Annotated in this window: 16 protein-coding genes; 12 read left to right on the forward strand and 4 right to left on the reverse strand. The window is 52.3% G+C overall.

Translation table 11 applies throughout. From position 1 onward, the window contains the following. Nucleotides 1-448 precede the first annotated feature (448 nt). The 11 genes from BW956_RS07555 to BW956_RS07600 all read left to right on the forward strand — a co-directional run bounded on the left by BW956_RS07555 (nt 449) and on the right by BW956_RS07600 (nt 5497). Nucleotides 449-901: a DUF6714 family protein gene (locus BW956_RS07555; RefSeq protein WP_076462134.1), complete on the forward strand. Its 453-nt coding sequence runs from the start codon at nt 449-451 to the stop codon at nt 899-901. A gap of 102 nt (nt 902-1003) precedes the next feature. After that, on the forward strand, nt 1004-1432 hold the full coding sequence (locus tag BW956_RS07560) for a GNAT family N-acetyltransferase (protein WP_076462136.1): 429 nt from the start codon (nt 1004-1006) through the stop codon (nt 1430-1432). Between the two features lie 38 nt (nt 1433-1470). Beyond that, on the forward strand, nt 1471-1710 hold the full coding sequence (locus tag BW956_RS07565) for a hypothetical protein (protein ID WP_244894333.1): 240 nt from the start codon (nt 1471-1473) through the stop codon (nt 1708-1710). A gap of 285 nt (nt 1711-1995) precedes the next feature. Next, a complete protein-coding gene (locus BW956_RS07570) occupies nt 1996-2241 on the forward strand; it encodes a DUF2164 domain-containing protein (RefSeq protein ID WP_076462138.1) in 246 nt (81 codons plus the stop codon). Between the two features lie 122 nt (nt 2242-2363). Next, a complete protein-coding gene (locus tag BW956_RS22740) occupies nt 2364-2678 on the forward strand; it encodes an NAD(P)H-binding protein (protein ID WP_276327824.1) in 315 nt (104 codons plus the stop codon). Further along, entirely contained in the window at nt 2671-3096 is a 426-nt protein-coding gene (locus BW956_RS22745; protein ID WP_276327825.1) for an NAD(P)H-binding protein, read from the forward strand. The genes BW956_RS22740 and BW956_RS22745 overlap by 8 nt, the downstream gene beginning before the upstream one ends. 124 nt (nt 3097-3220) lie before the next feature. Then, nucleotides 3221-3613 carry a VOC family protein gene (locus BW956_RS07580; RefSeq protein WP_076462140.1) on the forward strand — a complete coding sequence of 131 codons (393 nt, stop codon included), beginning with the start codon at nt 3221-3223 and terminating at the stop codon, nt 3611-3613. A 23-nt stretch (nt 3614-3636) separates the two neighbouring features. After that, entirely contained in the window at nt 3637-3996 is a 360-nt protein-coding gene (locus BW956_RS07585; protein WP_076462142.1) for a DoxX family protein, read from the forward strand. Nucleotides 3997-4068: 72 nt separating this feature from the next. Then, a complete protein-coding gene (locus BW956_RS07590; protein WP_076462144.1) occupies nt 4069-4440 on the forward strand; it encodes a hypothetical protein in 372 nt (123 codons plus the stop codon). 24 nt (nt 4441-4464) lie between these two features. Further along, nucleotides 4465-5160: an aspartate/glutamate racemase family protein gene (locus tag BW956_RS07595; RefSeq protein WP_076462146.1), complete on the forward strand. Its 696-nt coding sequence runs from the start codon at nt 4465-4467 to the stop codon at nt 5158-5160. A gap of 61 nt (nt 5161-5221) precedes the next feature. Next, complete coding sequence (locus BW956_RS07600) at nt 5222-5497, forward strand: hypothetical protein (RefSeq protein ID WP_076462148.1); 276 nt, start codon at nt 5222-5224, stop codon at nt 5495-5497. A 12-nt stretch (nt 5498-5509) separates the two neighbouring features. Here the strand turns inward: BW956_RS07600 and BW956_RS07605 are convergent, their stop codons facing one another. From BW956_RS07605 to BW956_RS07620, 4 genes are all read right to left on the reverse strand, one after another. Continuing rightward, nucleotides 5510-10552, reverse strand: a complete 5043-nt coding sequence (locus tag BW956_RS07605) for a diguanylate cyclase (protein WP_076462150.1) — start codon at nt 10550-10552, stop codon at nt 5510-5512. Between the two features lie 26 nt (nt 10553-10578). Next, nucleotides 10579-11307, reverse strand: coding sequence for an MBL fold metallo-hydrolase (locus tag BW956_RS07610; protein ID WP_217695107.1), 729 nt, complete (start codon nt 11305-11307; stop codon nt 10579-10581). 9 nt (nt 11308-11316) lie between these two features. After that, the gene (locus BW956_RS07615; RefSeq protein ID WP_076462152.1) at nt 11317-12132 is read right to left on the reverse strand and encodes a gamma-glutamylcyclotransferase family protein; all 816 of its coding nucleotides are present in this window, start codon (nt 12130-12132) and stop codon (nt 11317-11319) included. A 231-nt stretch (nt 12133-12363) separates the two neighbouring features. Beyond that, nucleotides 12364-15702: an alkaline phosphatase family protein gene (locus BW956_RS07620; RefSeq protein WP_083702974.1), complete on the reverse strand. Its 3339-nt coding sequence runs from the start codon at nt 15700-15702 to the stop codon at nt 12364-12366. 135 nt (nt 15703-15837) lie between these two features. On the opposite strand from BW956_RS07620, the gene BW956_RS07625 reads away from it, so the two are divergent. Then, a complete protein-coding gene (locus BW956_RS07625; RefSeq protein ID WP_076462154.1) occupies nt 15838-16155 on the forward strand; it encodes an antibiotic biosynthesis monooxygenase family protein in 318 nt (105 codons plus the stop codon). Nucleotides 16156-16162 lie beyond the last annotated feature (7 nt).

A 16162-nucleotide genomic window follows, 5' to 3' on the forward strand; every position in this document is an offset into this window, starting at 1 on the left:
CCGTCGCTCAATCGAGCTGCTGCATGAAGGCCCTCAATGGCCGTTGAGGGTGGGTCCCAATTTACCCGAAAAACACAGAGAATTATCCATACAAGTGACTGTGGCTCTCGTTAAGTCATTTAATGCGTTATGAAAAGTTGTCGGACTTTATACAGCGGTGTAAGTTTGATGAAACTACGAAGAAGCTACAATACTCTGTAATCAGCGAGCGAGAGCTATTTGCTGCCCTCTTAAGCTTGGTAAGGAGCCCGCGGCTCGATAGATACATCGAGGTTCGCTCAGGTAAAAGCTTAGTGGCTTTGCGGAATTATAAAGTGATCGTGGAGATAGATGGAGTGAGTCTGTATGCCTGTAGACACCAATTCAGTGGTCGTGTTCACCTCTATCGTGGCTGCGACCAACGTTCCGTTGTGCTTCACTACAGCCCCAAAGTAAAGCGTTGAGCTCTATGAATGGCATCGATCCTGGTTTTTTGTCTCAATTCAAAGGCCTACCAACAGAGCCGGTAACGTCGCTCAGGGGAGGTGATGCGATCGACGAATACAGAGAGGCTCCAGAGTACGACCCATCGATCGATAGGCTTTCACCAGAATATTTAGAGACCTACTTTTGCGGCATTACGTATTTGGACGCGGTCTCTTGGCGCTATTATCTACCTTATCTTTTGGGTTATACGCTTCAGAAAATTAGCGACCCAGGCTCGATGGCGGTTGATCACTTTTTATCTAATCTGAGGCCTCCAGACCAAGAGCCTCCTCGGTTTGGCTCACTCTCTCCAGAGGAGCAAGCTCTGGTGGTTTCTGTTCTCGACAGACTCGCCTTTTCGGACGAGTCCGTGTGGCAAGATCAGGCCATGGTTGCTCTGGAAGAATACTGGGGGTCTGAGACATTGTATCGGTGACGGTTAGGAACTTAACAGGGAAAGATCAAGGTCTCAAAAATAGATTGTTGGTGTGTTATTGCTACGCCTGAACAAATCAATGAGGCCAGCAATGGAGAATTCATGAGTTCTATCCGAGACGCGGTTAACCTTGATTTTGATGCCATAGTGGAAGCATCGGAGGCCCTTGGTTATGCCAGTCGTGACAGCTCAGATATAGAGAGCGACCTGTCAGAGCTCATTCGTTCTGAGCGTGACTGCCTCTGGGTATTTGAGGATCATGTTGGCGTAGTAGGTTGGTTGCATGCTCATCGATCCGTACGGGTAGCATCCACAGCTTTCATTGAAATCTGCGGTATGGCGGTGCATCCCGATTATCAGCGGAAAGGGATTGGTACTGCGCTTGTGTCTCGTGCAGAGACATGGGCTGCGGAAATGGGTCTTAATCTTCGTGTTCGTTGTAATTCAGTGCGTGAGGATACTCACAAATTTTACAGGAATCAGGGGGTTTCGCTTGTGAAGAATCAGCTGGTCCTGGATAGATACCTGTAACAACCAAAGCAGGGGGCCATGTAAGGCAGGATAGATAATTGGATCGTCAGCTTGAACAAGCCGCGGCGTATGTTGATGCTTTCAGTCAGAAAGGCGATGCCGCAGTCAAATCGCTTATTCTGGAAGACATTAAGCTTCATTTGCTGGGAGCAAGTCTTTTGGTATCAAAAGTCCCCACAAGCACCAGGGATGAAGCCTGCAGACGCGTGCAGGACGTAGCTGCAAGTCGTAATAGCATCATTCAGTTTTCCGGGTCTGAGGATACATTAGATCCGTAGACCATATCTTTACTTGATAAATCCAGTGAGTGCATGTCCTGGTAAGCCCTGAGCTGACATGTGAAAGCCCTTGATGCGGTCTCAGGCCTAAAGCTCTATGTTTATGAGGTGCTTGGTTCTTGAATTGCCAAGCACCGATGGAGCATTAAAATCATTGTCCAGTCGTGTTGTATCTAATCATTAATTATTAAGTGAATTATTTATGTATTTGTCCATTATTATTACATGCTAGGATTATTAATAAGTTCTAACTTTCTATTCAATGTAAAATATTTCGTGAGTTTTATGAGTGATATTAAGCTGTCCAGAGATGATATAGAGCGCATTGTTCATAAAGTTAAGATGCATTTCAATGATGAGCTGGATTATGATATTGGTGGCTTTGATGCAGAGTTCTTGATCGAATTATTTGCTAAGGAGATTGGCCCTTTTTTCTATAATCAAGGATTATCTGATGCTCAGACTCTGGTGTTGGAGAAAACTGAAAAGCTAGGGTATTTGATACAAGAGATGGAAAAGCCCATTATTTGACCCTGCCCGCAGACAATGAAGCGTCTTCTGTCGAGGCTCAATATCCGGGTTGAACAACATTTGGGTACCTGCACGTGGCCGATAACCGGTCGAAACATACAAAACCTTAAGGAGCCTTGGATATGACTGTACTGGTTTTGGGGGCGAGTGGCGCCACCGGCCGGCGGGTAGTTGAGCAGCTGCTTGGTCGTGGGCTCTCTGTACGTGCGATGGTAAGGTCTCCCGAACTGTTTCTGAACTCTATTGGTGAGCATGAGCGTTTGTCGGTTATTCATGCGTCTATTCTGGAGCTGAGCGACGAAGCGCTTGTTCAGCACCTTTGCAGCTGTACAGCTGTCATTTCCTGCCTGGGCCATACCCTGAGTTTCAAGGGGGGTATATGGACAACCCAGGTGGCTTGTTACAGAGGCGACGAGGCGTGTGTGCGCTTTGATTAAAGGTCTGCAACGAACAGAGCCTGTTAAATTCATATTGATGAACTCGACAGGGTGCCGTAACCCGGACCTGGGGGAGAAGGTTTCCTTTGTTGAAACCTGTGTGGTTGGTCTGATTCGTCAGCTGGTACCGCCTCATGCCGACAATGAACGTGCAGTTGAACATCTGCGTCAGGTTATCGGTAGTGAGGACTCCAGTGTTGCATGCGGAGTTGAATGGGTTGCAGTACGCCCAGACAGCCTGGTTGATGAGCAACAGGTGTCGGAATACAGGGTATGCCCCTCACCGACTAGAAGCGCTATCTTTAACTCGGGGAAGAGTAGCCGCATCAATGTGGCGCATTTTATGGTTGAGCTAGTGACCGATGAGATCTTATGGCGTACATGGAAAGGAAAAACGCCAGTGATTTACAATGTTTAACACCGAATGCCATTTACGTTGTGATAGTTATTATTCGTGTGTTGAGTCTGCTTACCTCAGGCTGATACCTGATTTTAACTCTATCCTCTTTACGTATTGCTTGTCCTGAAAATAGGCGAATCCCATGAAGATCGATAACTATGGCATTATCCTTAACGTTGAGCATTTCGATGCCTGTGTAAGGTTTTACAAGGACGTGTTTGACCTGCCTGAAATGTTTTCGAAAACGGAGGGTGACTTCCGCTTAACATGCCTTGAGTTTGGCAGTGCCTATCTGATGATTGAGACCGAAGGCGTCGCCGTGCCCTCAGGCAAGGATGTGTCCCGTTGTCCAACAAAGCTTCGCTTTAATGTGCCGGATATCCATCAGGCATTGGCGTCCCTTCAAGCTAAGGGCATAGACGCAGAGGTGGTTGAGAACGACTGGGGTTCGATTATTACCCTCTTTGATCCGGACGGTAACCGGATCAGTATTCGCGACGAAGCCGGTTTCAGACAACAAGCCGGTTTATCATGAGCCTTCGGGCCGGGAGTTGAGGCATGAAGATTAAGCTGTTGTGTGCTGTACTGGCGCTAATATTTATAGCCTCCGGCAGTGCCAAGTTGGCAGGGCTTGAGTTCGAGCTACAGGCCTTTGAACGCTGGGGATACCCCTTGGGTTTCATGTATTTTATCGGTGTGATTGAGGTTTTGGGTGGTGTAGCGCTGTTGTTACCTCGGCTATCTGCCCTGGCGGGTGGGTGTCTGGCGCTCATGATGATCGGTGCCGTGGCGACTCATGTCATACATGCCGAGTGGCCCATGTTTGTTGCGGCCAGCTTGATTCTGATTTTTTCAGCCCTGCGTGCATGGCTGGGCCGGAGCCAAATTTGCGCGCTCATTGGTAGAAGAGCCCCCTAGTTGGTCGATAGAGTCCAGTGCCCTTAGACAGACCAACGGTATCCTGATTGTTTCACGGAAGAGGATAAGAATATGCCGATACGCCTGCACCTGGGGTTGCTGTTCCTAACCAACATTCTGTTTCTTCTGGCTGGCTTCATGCTGGGAATGAGTACTCATGAAGCCTTGGCGCCTGATCTCCCTGCAGTCCTGCAGGGCAAATTCGTTCGCTTTATCCTGTTTGGCATGCTGCCGGCTGCATTGGGTGTGCTGTTGGCGGGTGTCATCTTTCGCTTTTTGATTACGGGGTTATGCCCCAAGTGCGGTGGTCGTGCCGTTTACAATGCAAGTCGCTATGAGAAAGCGGCATTTGCCGGTAGGAGCAAGGTGCCCATCACTTATCATTGCCATCAATGCGGCCATGTTCATCGCACTAATGTGTTTCCAACAGGTCCTCAGCTATAACTTTCCCTCTACAAGGAGTCGTATATGAAAACCATTGGCATGATCGGCGGCATGAGCTGGGAAAGTACTCTTGGCTACTACCGTGAAATAAATCAGGGCATAAAGGCGCGCCTCGGTGGATTGCACTCCGCGAAAATAGTCCTTAACAGCGTGGACTTTGACCCGATTGAAAAACTGCAACGTGAAGGGGATTGGCAGGGTGCTGCTGATATTCTCTGTGATGCTGCCAGAAGTGTCGAAGCCGGTGGTGCCGACTGCGTGCTGATCTGTACCAATACCATGCATAAGGTTGCGGCGGAGGTTGAACAGAGCGTCGGTATTCCGCTGCTGCATATTGCGGATGCGACCGCTGAGGTACTGCTCAGAGATGGAATCCGGAAGGTTGGGCTTTTGGGCACGGCGTTTACGATGGAGCAGGCCTTCTACAAGGATCGACTCTCCAGCCAAAACGGGCTAGAGGTGGTTGTGCCCAATGAGGCGGGCCGTAAGGAAGTGCACGATATCATCTACAACGAGCTTTGCCTTGGAGTCATTAACGCCAACTCCCGTGACGTGTACCTGCGTATCCTGGCTGAGCTGGTGGAAGACGGAGCTGAAGCCGTTATTCTTGGTTGTACCGAAATCGGAATGCTGATCAATCAGGCGCATACCGAAACTCCGCTCTACGACACCACCGCGATACACGCAGCAAAGGCGGTTGACTGGGCTACCAGTTCTTGAAAATTACAGTTAAATCCGCAATCACGGCGGCCTGTCACACAACTCTCAGGGAGACAATGACATGAGGCGCAAAGCCCCCAGGGACGAGGGCTCTATCGAATCACGGTTGATTGCACTTGCAGCGTCACTGTTCTTTTCGATACCGACTGCAGTAATCATCTGGTTGCTCATCAATAAAGAGCTGGCGTATTGGGGTGGCTTTTTGGGTAGTGGCTATCTGCTCAGCTCTATCGCCATTTTTGCAGTATTGGCATTTCTGTTTCCGCTGTTTTTCCCGGCCATTCTGGGTCATGTTTGGCGCAGTATCGTGAGAGTGGCAGGCTGGCTTGGATGGTAACCGGGACGGCTTTTACCCGGCAGCGTGCAACCGGTTACGTCCAGCCTGCTTGGCGGTATAGAGTGCCTGGTCAGCGGCAAAAATCAGTTCTTCTGAACTGTTGTGACCATCTGGAGTGGCAGTAGCACAGCCTACACTGATGGTGACATGGTGGCTGGCAGTGGAGTGCTGATGTTCAATGCTCAAAGCGGCAATAGCCAGGCGAACGTTTTCACCCACTTGGATAGCGCCGTTGCGGTCAGTATTGGGCAGGATGAGCATAAACTCCTCACCGCCGTAGCGGACGACCATGTCACTGGAGCGTTGCAGCTGAGACTGCAGGGCATGGGCGACTTTGGTCAGGCAATCATCGCCCATCTGATGGCCGTAGTTGTCGTTGAAGCGCTTGAAGTGATCCACGTCGAGCATGATAACCGACAGAGGCTGTTGCTCACGTCTCAGGCGCTGCCAGGTGTCGTTCAAGTAGGCATCGCCTGAGCGGCGGTTGGCAACGCCAGTCAATCCGTCGCGATCGGCCAGGCGTTGCAACTCCCTGTTGGCTTTTTCCAGTTCTGCCGTGCGTTCTGCCACCTTGGCCTCAAGCGTATGGGAGTAGTCCTGCACCTGCGAATAGAGCCGTGCGTTTTCAATTGCAACCGAAGCCTGAGCTGCCAGTAATCGAATCAGCTCCACTCGGTCCTCAGTGAACACGCTGTCACTCAGGTTGTTCTCCATATAAATGGCTGCTTCAAAGCGATCGCGCTTTATCGGCACGCAGAGCACAGAGCGCGGTTGTTGCAGCACGGAGTATGGGTCGTTTACAAATGGACCTTCTCTGGCCGCATCATTGAGAACAATGGCTTCGTCGCGTTGGAACACCTGGGTAATCACACTCATCGGCAAGGCAATGCGGTTGCCTTGATGATCGCTGAGTAAAGAGTGTTCAGGCAGTGCCAGTGGTTTGAGACTGTCCATGTGCAGGGTCGAGGTTTCGACGGTCCAGTGATCGCCGGAACGGACAACGATGCAGCCCCACTGGCCACCGGCATTTTCCAGCAGAATATCCAGTGATGTGTACAGCAATTGCTCAAGTCGCATCTCGCCGGATATTTTCCGCGAGGCTTTCATAACAGAGGCCAGGTCCAGGTTGGCCAGCGGTGTTTCAACTGTTTGCTGATGAGACTGCTGTATCCGATGCAGTACGGGAAATTCAGCTTCCAGCTGTTCACATTTGCGCTTGGCACCCCAGCGGTTATAGAGGTTGTAGGCGCCGCGGAGGTAGCCTTCTGCCGAGCGCTGCTTGTCCTGTGACAGCAGGTGTCGGGCTGCACGCTCCAAAGACGTCGCTTCGTCCCGCAGGAAACCGCTGGCGCGAGCGGCATCAATGGCGGCATCGTAAAGTTCCAGTGCGCGTTCTGAGTCATCATCAATGCGCGCCAGTTCGGCGCTCATCAGCCATTGCAGGTGCCTGAAGTTGTCTTCGCAATTATCTGCCCAGCGAGTCATGCGGGCGAGGTCCTGCTCCAGTCGCAGGCGTGTGCTGTTCCGAGTTGATTCATCCATGTCAGGGAAAACACTGGTAAGGGTGAGATTGGCCACGATGTAGAAACGCACCAACTGGGGCAGAGACATCGCCGACTTGATCAAGGGGTCCTGCAGGCGAACACACTCCAGCGCTCGCTCATAGTCGCCGTACAACAGGCTGACTTCAGCATGGTAAATATGGTGATTGGCGATGCCTGTCTTGAACTGGCGCGCGTGCATATCAGCAAAACACTGGGCGGCATCGAAATCTGCGCTGCTCAGTGTGTCTGGTGCCAGGGTATCGCCCAGGAAGTTGCGCTGCATCTGCAGGAACAGGGTGCCGGAGTCGAGGGAATCCTGATAGGCACACTCGCGCACAATTTCAAGGTTCTCTTCATGCAGGCGGCGTGCGGTTTCCAGGTCCATTGAAGGGTCCCAGATCACACAATCCTGGGCGCTATAGGCCAGGTACAACAAATCACCGGATTGATAGCCCGCTTCTATCCCCTTGCGGAACCATGGGGTAAGAGTGGACCAGGGTTGGCTCCAGTGGTGCACAAACATGGCGTAGACGTAAATGACACGGGCTCTGAGACTCAGGTCATCCAGTCGCTCATTGATCGCCAGTCCGACCTTGGCATATTCAAAACCTGTAGCGGGCTCGTCCAATTCACCGCACAGCAGCATGCCATAGGCGGCGTAGGCGAAAGCTGATTCCGGACAGTTGCCCCGGTGCAGTGCCAGGTTAACCGACTTAAGCACCAGATAGCTGAACAGGTTGCTGCCGGAGAGGAAGGCGGCAGCGAAGATTTCCATCAGTAATCGCATGGCCGTCAGCGTGGCAGGGTCATCAATGATGGGGGCATCCACCAGGTCGGCAATTTTGCGTCCGGCCAGATATTCGGTAACCCTTTCCCGTTCACGTGCCACATCCTCGGAGCCAGGCTGTTTGGTGAAGTCGACCCCAAGAATAGCCAGGCCTTCAATCGCCGCTTGAATGGATTCTTCCATGCGGCCAAGGGTGGCGCATTGGCGTGTGCGAATGGAAAGAATGTCCGCACGGTGAAGGTCGGATTCAGCATGATGCAGCATGTCTTCCAGCCATTCGTCTGCTGCGTCAGTCTGTCCTGTCAGATAGAGACATAGCTGCATCTCGGCACTGAGGTTTTTCATCAGCTCCGGCATCAGGGACCAGGCCTGTTTTGGCAACAGTTCCCTGGCGGTTTGCAAATACTCCAGTGCTTGCAGATAGGCCGATGCCTCGCGGGCACGAACGCCCGCACGATAGTTGAATTGAACCAGTTGCTCACGCTCAACGTCTGATTCAATCAGCGCACGCCCCTGATTCAGGTGATTAACAATATCAATCAGCTGCTCGTTATCAATCGCGCCACCGGCATGTTGAAGCAGCAGCCGGCCTACCAACAGGTGCATGCCGGGGAGTGCTGCGGGGTCAATCAGGTTGTAGGCCGCTTGCTGAACGCGGTCATGCTGAAAGCGGTAGTAGGGGTTTAACTCCAGCTTTTCATCAGGGTGGTTGACCAGCCGATAATCGTTATGGAGCGGTAAAAGGGTGTACTGCTTGAGCGCCGGCAGAAGCGTTTGCGCCGTTTGCGCAACGTTATGTTCGTAGATGGCAGCCAATGTGTGCAGGTTGAAGGTGTTGCCAATGCAGGCTGCCAGCTGCAGCACTCTTTGGGTGTCTGTTGGTAGCTGGCGCAAATTGGTCAGCATGAACTCTACAACATCGTCACTGGCGTTTTCCCAGCTGGCGCGATCCAGCTTCCAATGCCATTGCCCGCTGCCTGGGTCTGACCAGATAGCCCCCTGAGAGTGCAACTGGCGCAGCAATTCGTTGGTGAAAAACGGGTTGCCGTGCGCACGGTCGAAGAGCATTTGGCTCAATTCACAGGTGGCGCTGGGCTCGGAGCGCAGTGTTTCGGCAACCAGGCGTTCAACCGAAGGCAGTTCCAGAGGACCCACCGGGATCTCGTGTAATCGTTGGTGCTGTGCCAGATCATCCAGCATGAGTCGCAGTGGATGACCGGGGCCTACTTCATTGCTGCGAAATGCACCAATCAGCAGCAGGTGGCTTTGTTCACGCGAGGTCACGATACGGCGCAACAGGTCCAGTGTTGGCGTATCGCTCCATTGCAGGTCGTCGAGGAAAAGCACGACCGGATGACCCTGGCCTGCAAACACACGCAGGAATGCCGTCAGGACCAGCTGCAAGCGGTTACGGCTTTCGGCCGGAGGCAATTCGGTAACAGGTGGCTGCTCACCGATGATCAGGGCGAGCTCGGGCACAAGGTCAATCACCAGGGCAGCATTGGGTGCCAGTGCTGCTGTCAGGCGGCTACGCCATTGGGCCAATACTGATTCGGGCTCCAGCAGAACCTGCTGGACCAGCGCCTGGAAGGTTGCGGCCAGCGCGGAGTAGGCGCCGCTCTGCTGATATTGGTCGAACTTGCTTTGTACCAGGAAACCGCGCTCACGTACCTGATAGCGGTCGATTTCGTTAACCAGTGCGGATTTACCCACGCCTGAGTAACCATGTACCAGACAAAAACGTGTTTGGCCTTCTACGGCTTGCTCGAACAGGTCGAGTAGTTCCTGCAGCTCGCGCTCGCGTCCATAGAGAGCCTGGGGCAGCAGAAACTTCTGCAGGTGGTCTTTTTCGCCCAGGGTGAATGTGGGTATTTTTTGGCTTTGCTTGAGGGCGGCCAGGCACAGAGACAGATCATGGATAAGCCCTTCGCTGCTCTGGTAACGCTCTTCCGGGCTTTTCGCCATCAGCTTCAGAACAACTGCGGCAACCATCTCGGGTACTTGAGTGTTGACCTGTCCAGGCGAATCCGGCACCTGGCTGATGTGGCTATGTACCCATTCAAGCGTGTTGTCAGCCCGGAAGGGGAGCTGTCCTGTGAGCAGTTCGTACAACAGTACGCCCAGCGAATAATAATCTGAGCGGTAATCCAGGCTGCGATTCATGCGCCCGGTTTGTTCGGGCGAGATATAGGCCAGTGTTCCCTTGGGCTGATGATCAAGTTCGGTATTCTGCCGTTCCTGATCCAGCTCAGAAGCGATACTGAACCCGGCCAGTTTCAGCGCCCCGGTATCCGGGTCCATCAGCACATTAGCGGGGCTGAGCGACTTGTGTACGATGTTATGGGCGTGAATGTCGCTCAGTGTCTGCGTCAGATCCAGGGCAATTTCCAGTGCCTGTGACACCGGCAGAGGCTGTTCCCGGTGATGCAACAGAGTGTCCAGCGAAACGGTGTAAAGGTCGGTTATTAGCGCCAGGTTACCACTGCCGTGGGGCAGTAGCGCATGGACTTTACGAACACCCTCTACACTCTCCAGGCGTGAAAGAATGTTGGCCTCATGGTGCAGCGTTGCAACCTGACGTCGCTCGGGATATTCCGCATCCAGTGTTTCGGCGCATAAGTGCATGCCATCGGACTGGCGTTGGACGCGATAAGCGACCCGTCCAGCATGCCGCCAGATGCAGGATAAAATAGTAAAACCGGGCAGCTCCACGTGGCTCTGCATCAGGTGTCGTTGACGAGGAGATCGATTCAGCAATTGAACAACCGTGAAAAGGTATCAGCAAAGGCTGTTTGTGCATGGTCACGTAGAGGTTCACCGTGACCGCAAAGGGCGTGTTTGAAGCTGAAGCTTTTCAGACGCTGGAAGTCATCCGCAGCCGGCTGTGCGGCTTGCTGCCAGACCGGGCCAACATTGGCTGGGGTGAAAAAGCCCATGCCTTCCATTCGCTCACGCGAGGCATCACAGAAGTGCTCATCGGGGCTGAGCCAGTTCTGCAGTGCATCGCAGGCAATGGCGATGCCACCCTCTCGGCTCAGGAACAGAATGCCTTCGGGAATCTGTGTTGTGCTGAACTGGAACAGGGCCGCGTCTGAAATGGGCAAGTCAGTTTCAGGGGTAAGCGTTTTTGCCGTTGTACCGGCTGCACCTTCAAGGCCGGGCATGACCCAATATTGTGCCTGGTAGCGGTCCAGGTAGAAGGCATCGTCGCGATCATGCAATGCCCCGAGGCGGATAACATCCGTCACCTTGCCCAGCTGCTCCAGAGTGGCCAACCCCTCATCGCTCAAGCGCACACTGTTAATCAGAATAAGGCGCTCACCGTCACGGACGATGGTCATGTTGCGGCTGAACTGCCAGTCCAGATCCATCAAGCGCGTTTCCATGGCGCCGCTGACGAAAAAAACATCCTTGAATACTTCTTCGATTTCGCCATGTGCCAAAGCCGGCGGGAAGGAAGACACTGTAGACTGAGTCATAAAGGATCCTTATTCATTGTCATAACTGTATCGGCCCACATAGCGGTACTCGCGTGCATACTCATTAAGGTAAGCATTGAGGTAGTCGAGCTGAGCCTGATTGAGGTGTCCCTTCCGGATATCGTCCATGGTTTCGGTTACATTACTGCTGTCCAGTCGCTGGAGATGAAACAGCGTCATATCCTTGCCGCCGAAAAAGCCCTTGAGGTATTCATGCATGGGCCGTGCCACTGATATATCAAAAACAGCTCCGTAAAGTGCTGTGTAGAGAGGTTCCTTTGCCAGGCTTTCCCTGTCATAGCAGGGGTAGTCACCACTGGGCGCTTTGAAGGCTGGATAAGGCTCAGGCTGGTGGACGGGTTGGCGGGCGAGCGTTTCGATGTAGCCTGGGTCTATACCGGCCTGTCGGGCACCATCCAGCAGTATGTTCAGGTAACGACGGCTGGGCAAACAGTCTTCATTGATGAAACTGGGCATGCCGATGTAAGCGAGTGCAGTTACGCGCTCGCTGACTAAATCATGGCTATTGGTGAATGTCTCGACGTCGATATCAATACGATCATAACCGTGTCCATAGGCTTCGGCAGCGTCCAGAAGCGCGAGTGCCTCATCCGGGCAGGCATGCAATACACCCAGTACACGGTCATTGGAGTTGCCCGTATATTCGATGTTGCCAACCCCGCCTTCGTGTCTGAAGAAATGCTGAACATTGAAGCGCAGTCGCCAGCCATGCAGCACGGCTTTACGCGATGCAAGGGGATCTACGCCCTTGGCTCTCAGCGACAGCATGCTCATGTTGGAACCAAAGCCGAAGTAATTAAACATTGGGTGCAGATCGTACCTGTCTATACATCACATTCATTGACACTTCAGGTCACGCTGAATGCAAAACTGTGAAACACAAGTGTGGCTTCAAGTGTCTGTTTTACAAGCCACCAGAAAGACTAACCTGCTATCAGGTACATTTCTATAACCGGAATTACAATTAACTGAAATACAAGTGCCGGCAGTCGTCAAAGTTATGGTGACTGCCGGCGGTATCCGCTCAGACGTCATTTAGTTCCTGTCAGGAAAGTCTTTGTCATAAGGCGGCGTGAAGACAGGCGTTTTTTCTCTGGCCTTAGGCTCATTCAGAAGTGTTTCCAGTGTTTGGGCTTGAGTAATTCGATCCCCAAGTCCCCAGGTGCTTTTTGCTATGCCATGCCAGTCCAGAAGGGTGGCGGCAAAAGATGTCGAGTCAAACCCCTGGTTTTCAGAGCTGCGAAGTACAGAATTGGGTTTGATCCATGGCGAAGCAAAAATGGCAGGCACTCGTGGGCCGAGAATGTCGAACTCAAACCCGTCAACGCAGTCTTTCGGCCAGGGTTTTGCGGCATAGGGAGGTGCGACATGATCGAATAAGCCACCGCTCTTGTCGAATGTCACGACCAGCAAGGTTTTCGACCAGACCTCCGGATTCTGGCTCAATGCCTGATAAATCTCATTCAGGGCGCGTTCTCCCGGCACTATTGAGTTAATGCCAGATGCTGAAGAACCTGGGTGGTAGGACGTACATTCGGAACCAACCCAGGCCGGCTCCAGATAACTGAATGCCGGCAGGTTGTTATTTTTGATGTCATCAAAGAATTGATCCAGCGGGGAAATCCAGCGTGAATCTGGCAAGGTATCACTGTGCTTGTGTTCAAGTACTGCTTTCGCCCAGGCTGAATCCACTTCAGGTATCTGGCCTTTGAGGTAGAGCTGGTGTGTAAATACCGCCTCTTGCCAGAGAATGCTGTAGTAGATTTTCCAGTCTTTATTGCCGTGGCTCCAGAGCGTTTTCCAGACAGACTGGCGGTGTGCCTGATCAGGCCAGTCTTGATAAGCGCTGCCGCCTTCCCAGGTGCCTAAACGGTTATAGGCAGACCCGCTGACGGAAAAGCCTCGGTTAACATCGGTGCCGCCCGGCAGTGAGCTGAACCAGTCATCACTGACCGCAAAGTTAAGTGCGAGTCCGTTAAGAACAGGCAGTTGTTCAGCGGTGAAACTGGACATCACGGCTGGGCTGTTCTGGTTCCATGCAAAACCATCCATGGTAGGCCGGGACCTGTCGTAATAGCCGGCATAACCATGAAACATCTGCATCAGGCCGTCGCTGTTATCGTGCCAGGGGTCCTGAGCGGGCCCACCCAATACAAAGGCATTGCTCAGTTTGCCGCCCTCATACTGGCTGACAAAGGCCTTTTCGCCATTCGGCATGGGATTGGACAGGCAGGTGTCCAGGCCGCGAAAGCCATCCGGGTGAGGACCAATCCAGTTGATACCCTCTTGCTGGCCACGTTCGTACAGCCAGCCTAAAACATTATCAAATGACCTGCTTTCCAGCATGTAATACACGACATGTTCGATTTTCTCGCGCATGAACTCGATTGTGCCGGGTTTCTCTGCCGCAGCGGGGTTTGCAGGCTGGCTGGGTACAACGCCAAACAAGAATGAATGCTCACTAAAGCCCGCGGGTAATTTGGCAGTGTTTATCGGCTTGTCACCCAAGGGGTTTGAGGCCTTGGGATCAAAATGCCAGATTTTGCAGCCTTCGTGAGGGCTGGAAGGCTTCCAGGTGATAATCTGCATATCGATTACCGCCATGGCATCATTTTCAGTTATATCATTCCAGGTCCCGGATTGAATGGTCGGTAACGATAGAGGGGGCTGGGACTGAGGATCAAAACTCCACAGGCGATACTCAGCGCCTTTGCGGTCAAGCACAAAATTGCCGATTGGGTGCAGCTCTCGGTCAGATGCAATATCCCGGAAGCCGCCTTCTTTAAATTCTCCCGCGAAGAGGCAATCCTCTTCGGCAAAGGGGTCAAAACTCCAAAGTTGATAGCTTCTTCGCCCAGCTGCCGGAATGATGCTGAGGACATATCCGGGCAGGCCGATAAGCTCAATCTGGTCAAAGCTTGCACCAAAATTGGATCTGTAATGACCAAAAAACTTTTCCTTGGGCCAAGAGCCGTAGCCCAGTGTTTTCTCTGCCAGTGGGTTGCTGCTGTTACGATCGTACTTCAAAAGACGGTAATGGATAGCCTCATCGTCGGATGATGGCGGTGTCCATTCCACCAGATATCCGCCTACCTGCATAAGACGGTGGTTTGACGGGTAATATGCGCTTGGCTTCAACTCAATAGGTACAAATGCCTCCTCGGCATGGGGTAAAAATGCATAGGGTATGTACCGGTTTGAATCGGTGCTGCGCAGAAGGGCAAAGGCGTTTGCACTAGCCTGAGCAGTGCTTGGTGTGAAGCTGTTGTTATCGAGATTGAATTCCCGGTTTTGCGATTCCATGATTGCCAGAATGGGGCCGGCTTGCTCTTTCAGGACGGTTCCTGTTTTGTCGTCCCATCCCCAATGCGTTTTCAGGTCTGACAGTGTCTTATGAGGGTCGGCGCAGGGGTGTTCTGCCATGTACGCTTGCCAACCCGCCGCGATCAGATCCTGGCACATCACCTCAATGGGTGCCGGGTAGTCGCCATTGGGTTTGAATGCGTCGCGGATGGGCAGGTCAGTGTCATATAGATATTCACTGGGATGGTTGGCACAGAGCACCCAGGTTGTTGGCGTAGACTGGCCCTCTTCAGCAGGCGTAAGTTTCAGTTGGATTATGTCGAGCGTTTTGGGAATCTGCTCAAGCGAGAAAGCCTCTTTCAGCCAGGCATGCACGGGTTCGCCATAGGCGACTACTGGTTGAGTGAAGCTCCCCTGAGTCTCAACAAGAGGATGCAGGTAGTTGCTGAGCTGCAGTTTTGCATATTCAATGAAAGCGTTGTTGTAATCACTTAGTTCGTGACCAGCGCCACCTGGTGCAGCGATGGGTGCCACATCAACGATACGTTCAACCGATGCGTTCTTATTGCCATCAAACCCGTTCTCGGCCAGAAGGCATTCCCAACGGCGATTTGTGGGCGAGTACAAGTAGTCCTTGTAGGTAAGGGTTTCCAGTGGCGGGAAATGAAGTAGCTGTACTGATCTGACCTTTGTCATAGCCAATCCGAACGGGAGCAAAAATTCCCATCCCTTGCGCGCCGATTCGGGAATGCATTCGTAATAATTGGCTAACGCTTTTTTACCTGCTTGAATGTAGTTCGGTATCAGCGTTCGATAGGCAGACACATCACCGTTGGGGCTGGTAATTCTAAGCCGATATTCACCATCGCCATTGCGGTATGCCTGTGCCCAAGCACCAAAATACTGATCCCTTTGCAGCGTTTGGCTGAATACGAAAGTGATCGCATCTTCCAAAGATGGACTGTTTTCACCAAAGCGGAACAGGCCTTCAATCTCATGATAAAACCCCAATCCTATATCGATACTGGAGCCGCTGGAGGCTGGGTGTTCCGGTGAGGGTTGATTATGCAAAACAGTCTCCTTATTGGTATGAATGATTCCACGTCTCTAAGAGATAACACATTTATTTATCCTGCATACAGCCCTGAAGGGGAAACCCGCACAGTTATACTGAGCTAGTAAAGTGACCAACAAGGAGCCGGCTGGATGTCGATGATCGCTAATACCCCCGAGCTGCCTTACTATGCGGTGATTTTCAGTAATCACCGTACACAAGGGGATCAGGGCTACGCTGCCATGGCTGATCGTATGGTCGAGTTGGCAAAACAACAGCCGGGGTTCCTGGGTATTGAATCCGTGCGTGAAGAGTTGGGTATTACGGTGTCTTATTGGGAGAGCCTTGAGGCGATTAAAAACTGGAAAATGTGTGCCGAACACCAGCAAGCCCAGCAGTTGGGGCGGGAGCAATGGTATAGCGATTTCCGTGTACGCGTGGCAAAAGTGGAACGGGAATACGGCCTTTAAGGAATCC

Origin of the sequence: Marinobacterium stanieri (assembly GCF_900155945.1) — a bacterium.
GTDB classification, from domain to species: Bacteria; Pseudomonadota; Gammaproteobacteria; order Pseudomonadales; family Balneatricaceae; genus Marinobacterium; species Marinobacterium stanieri.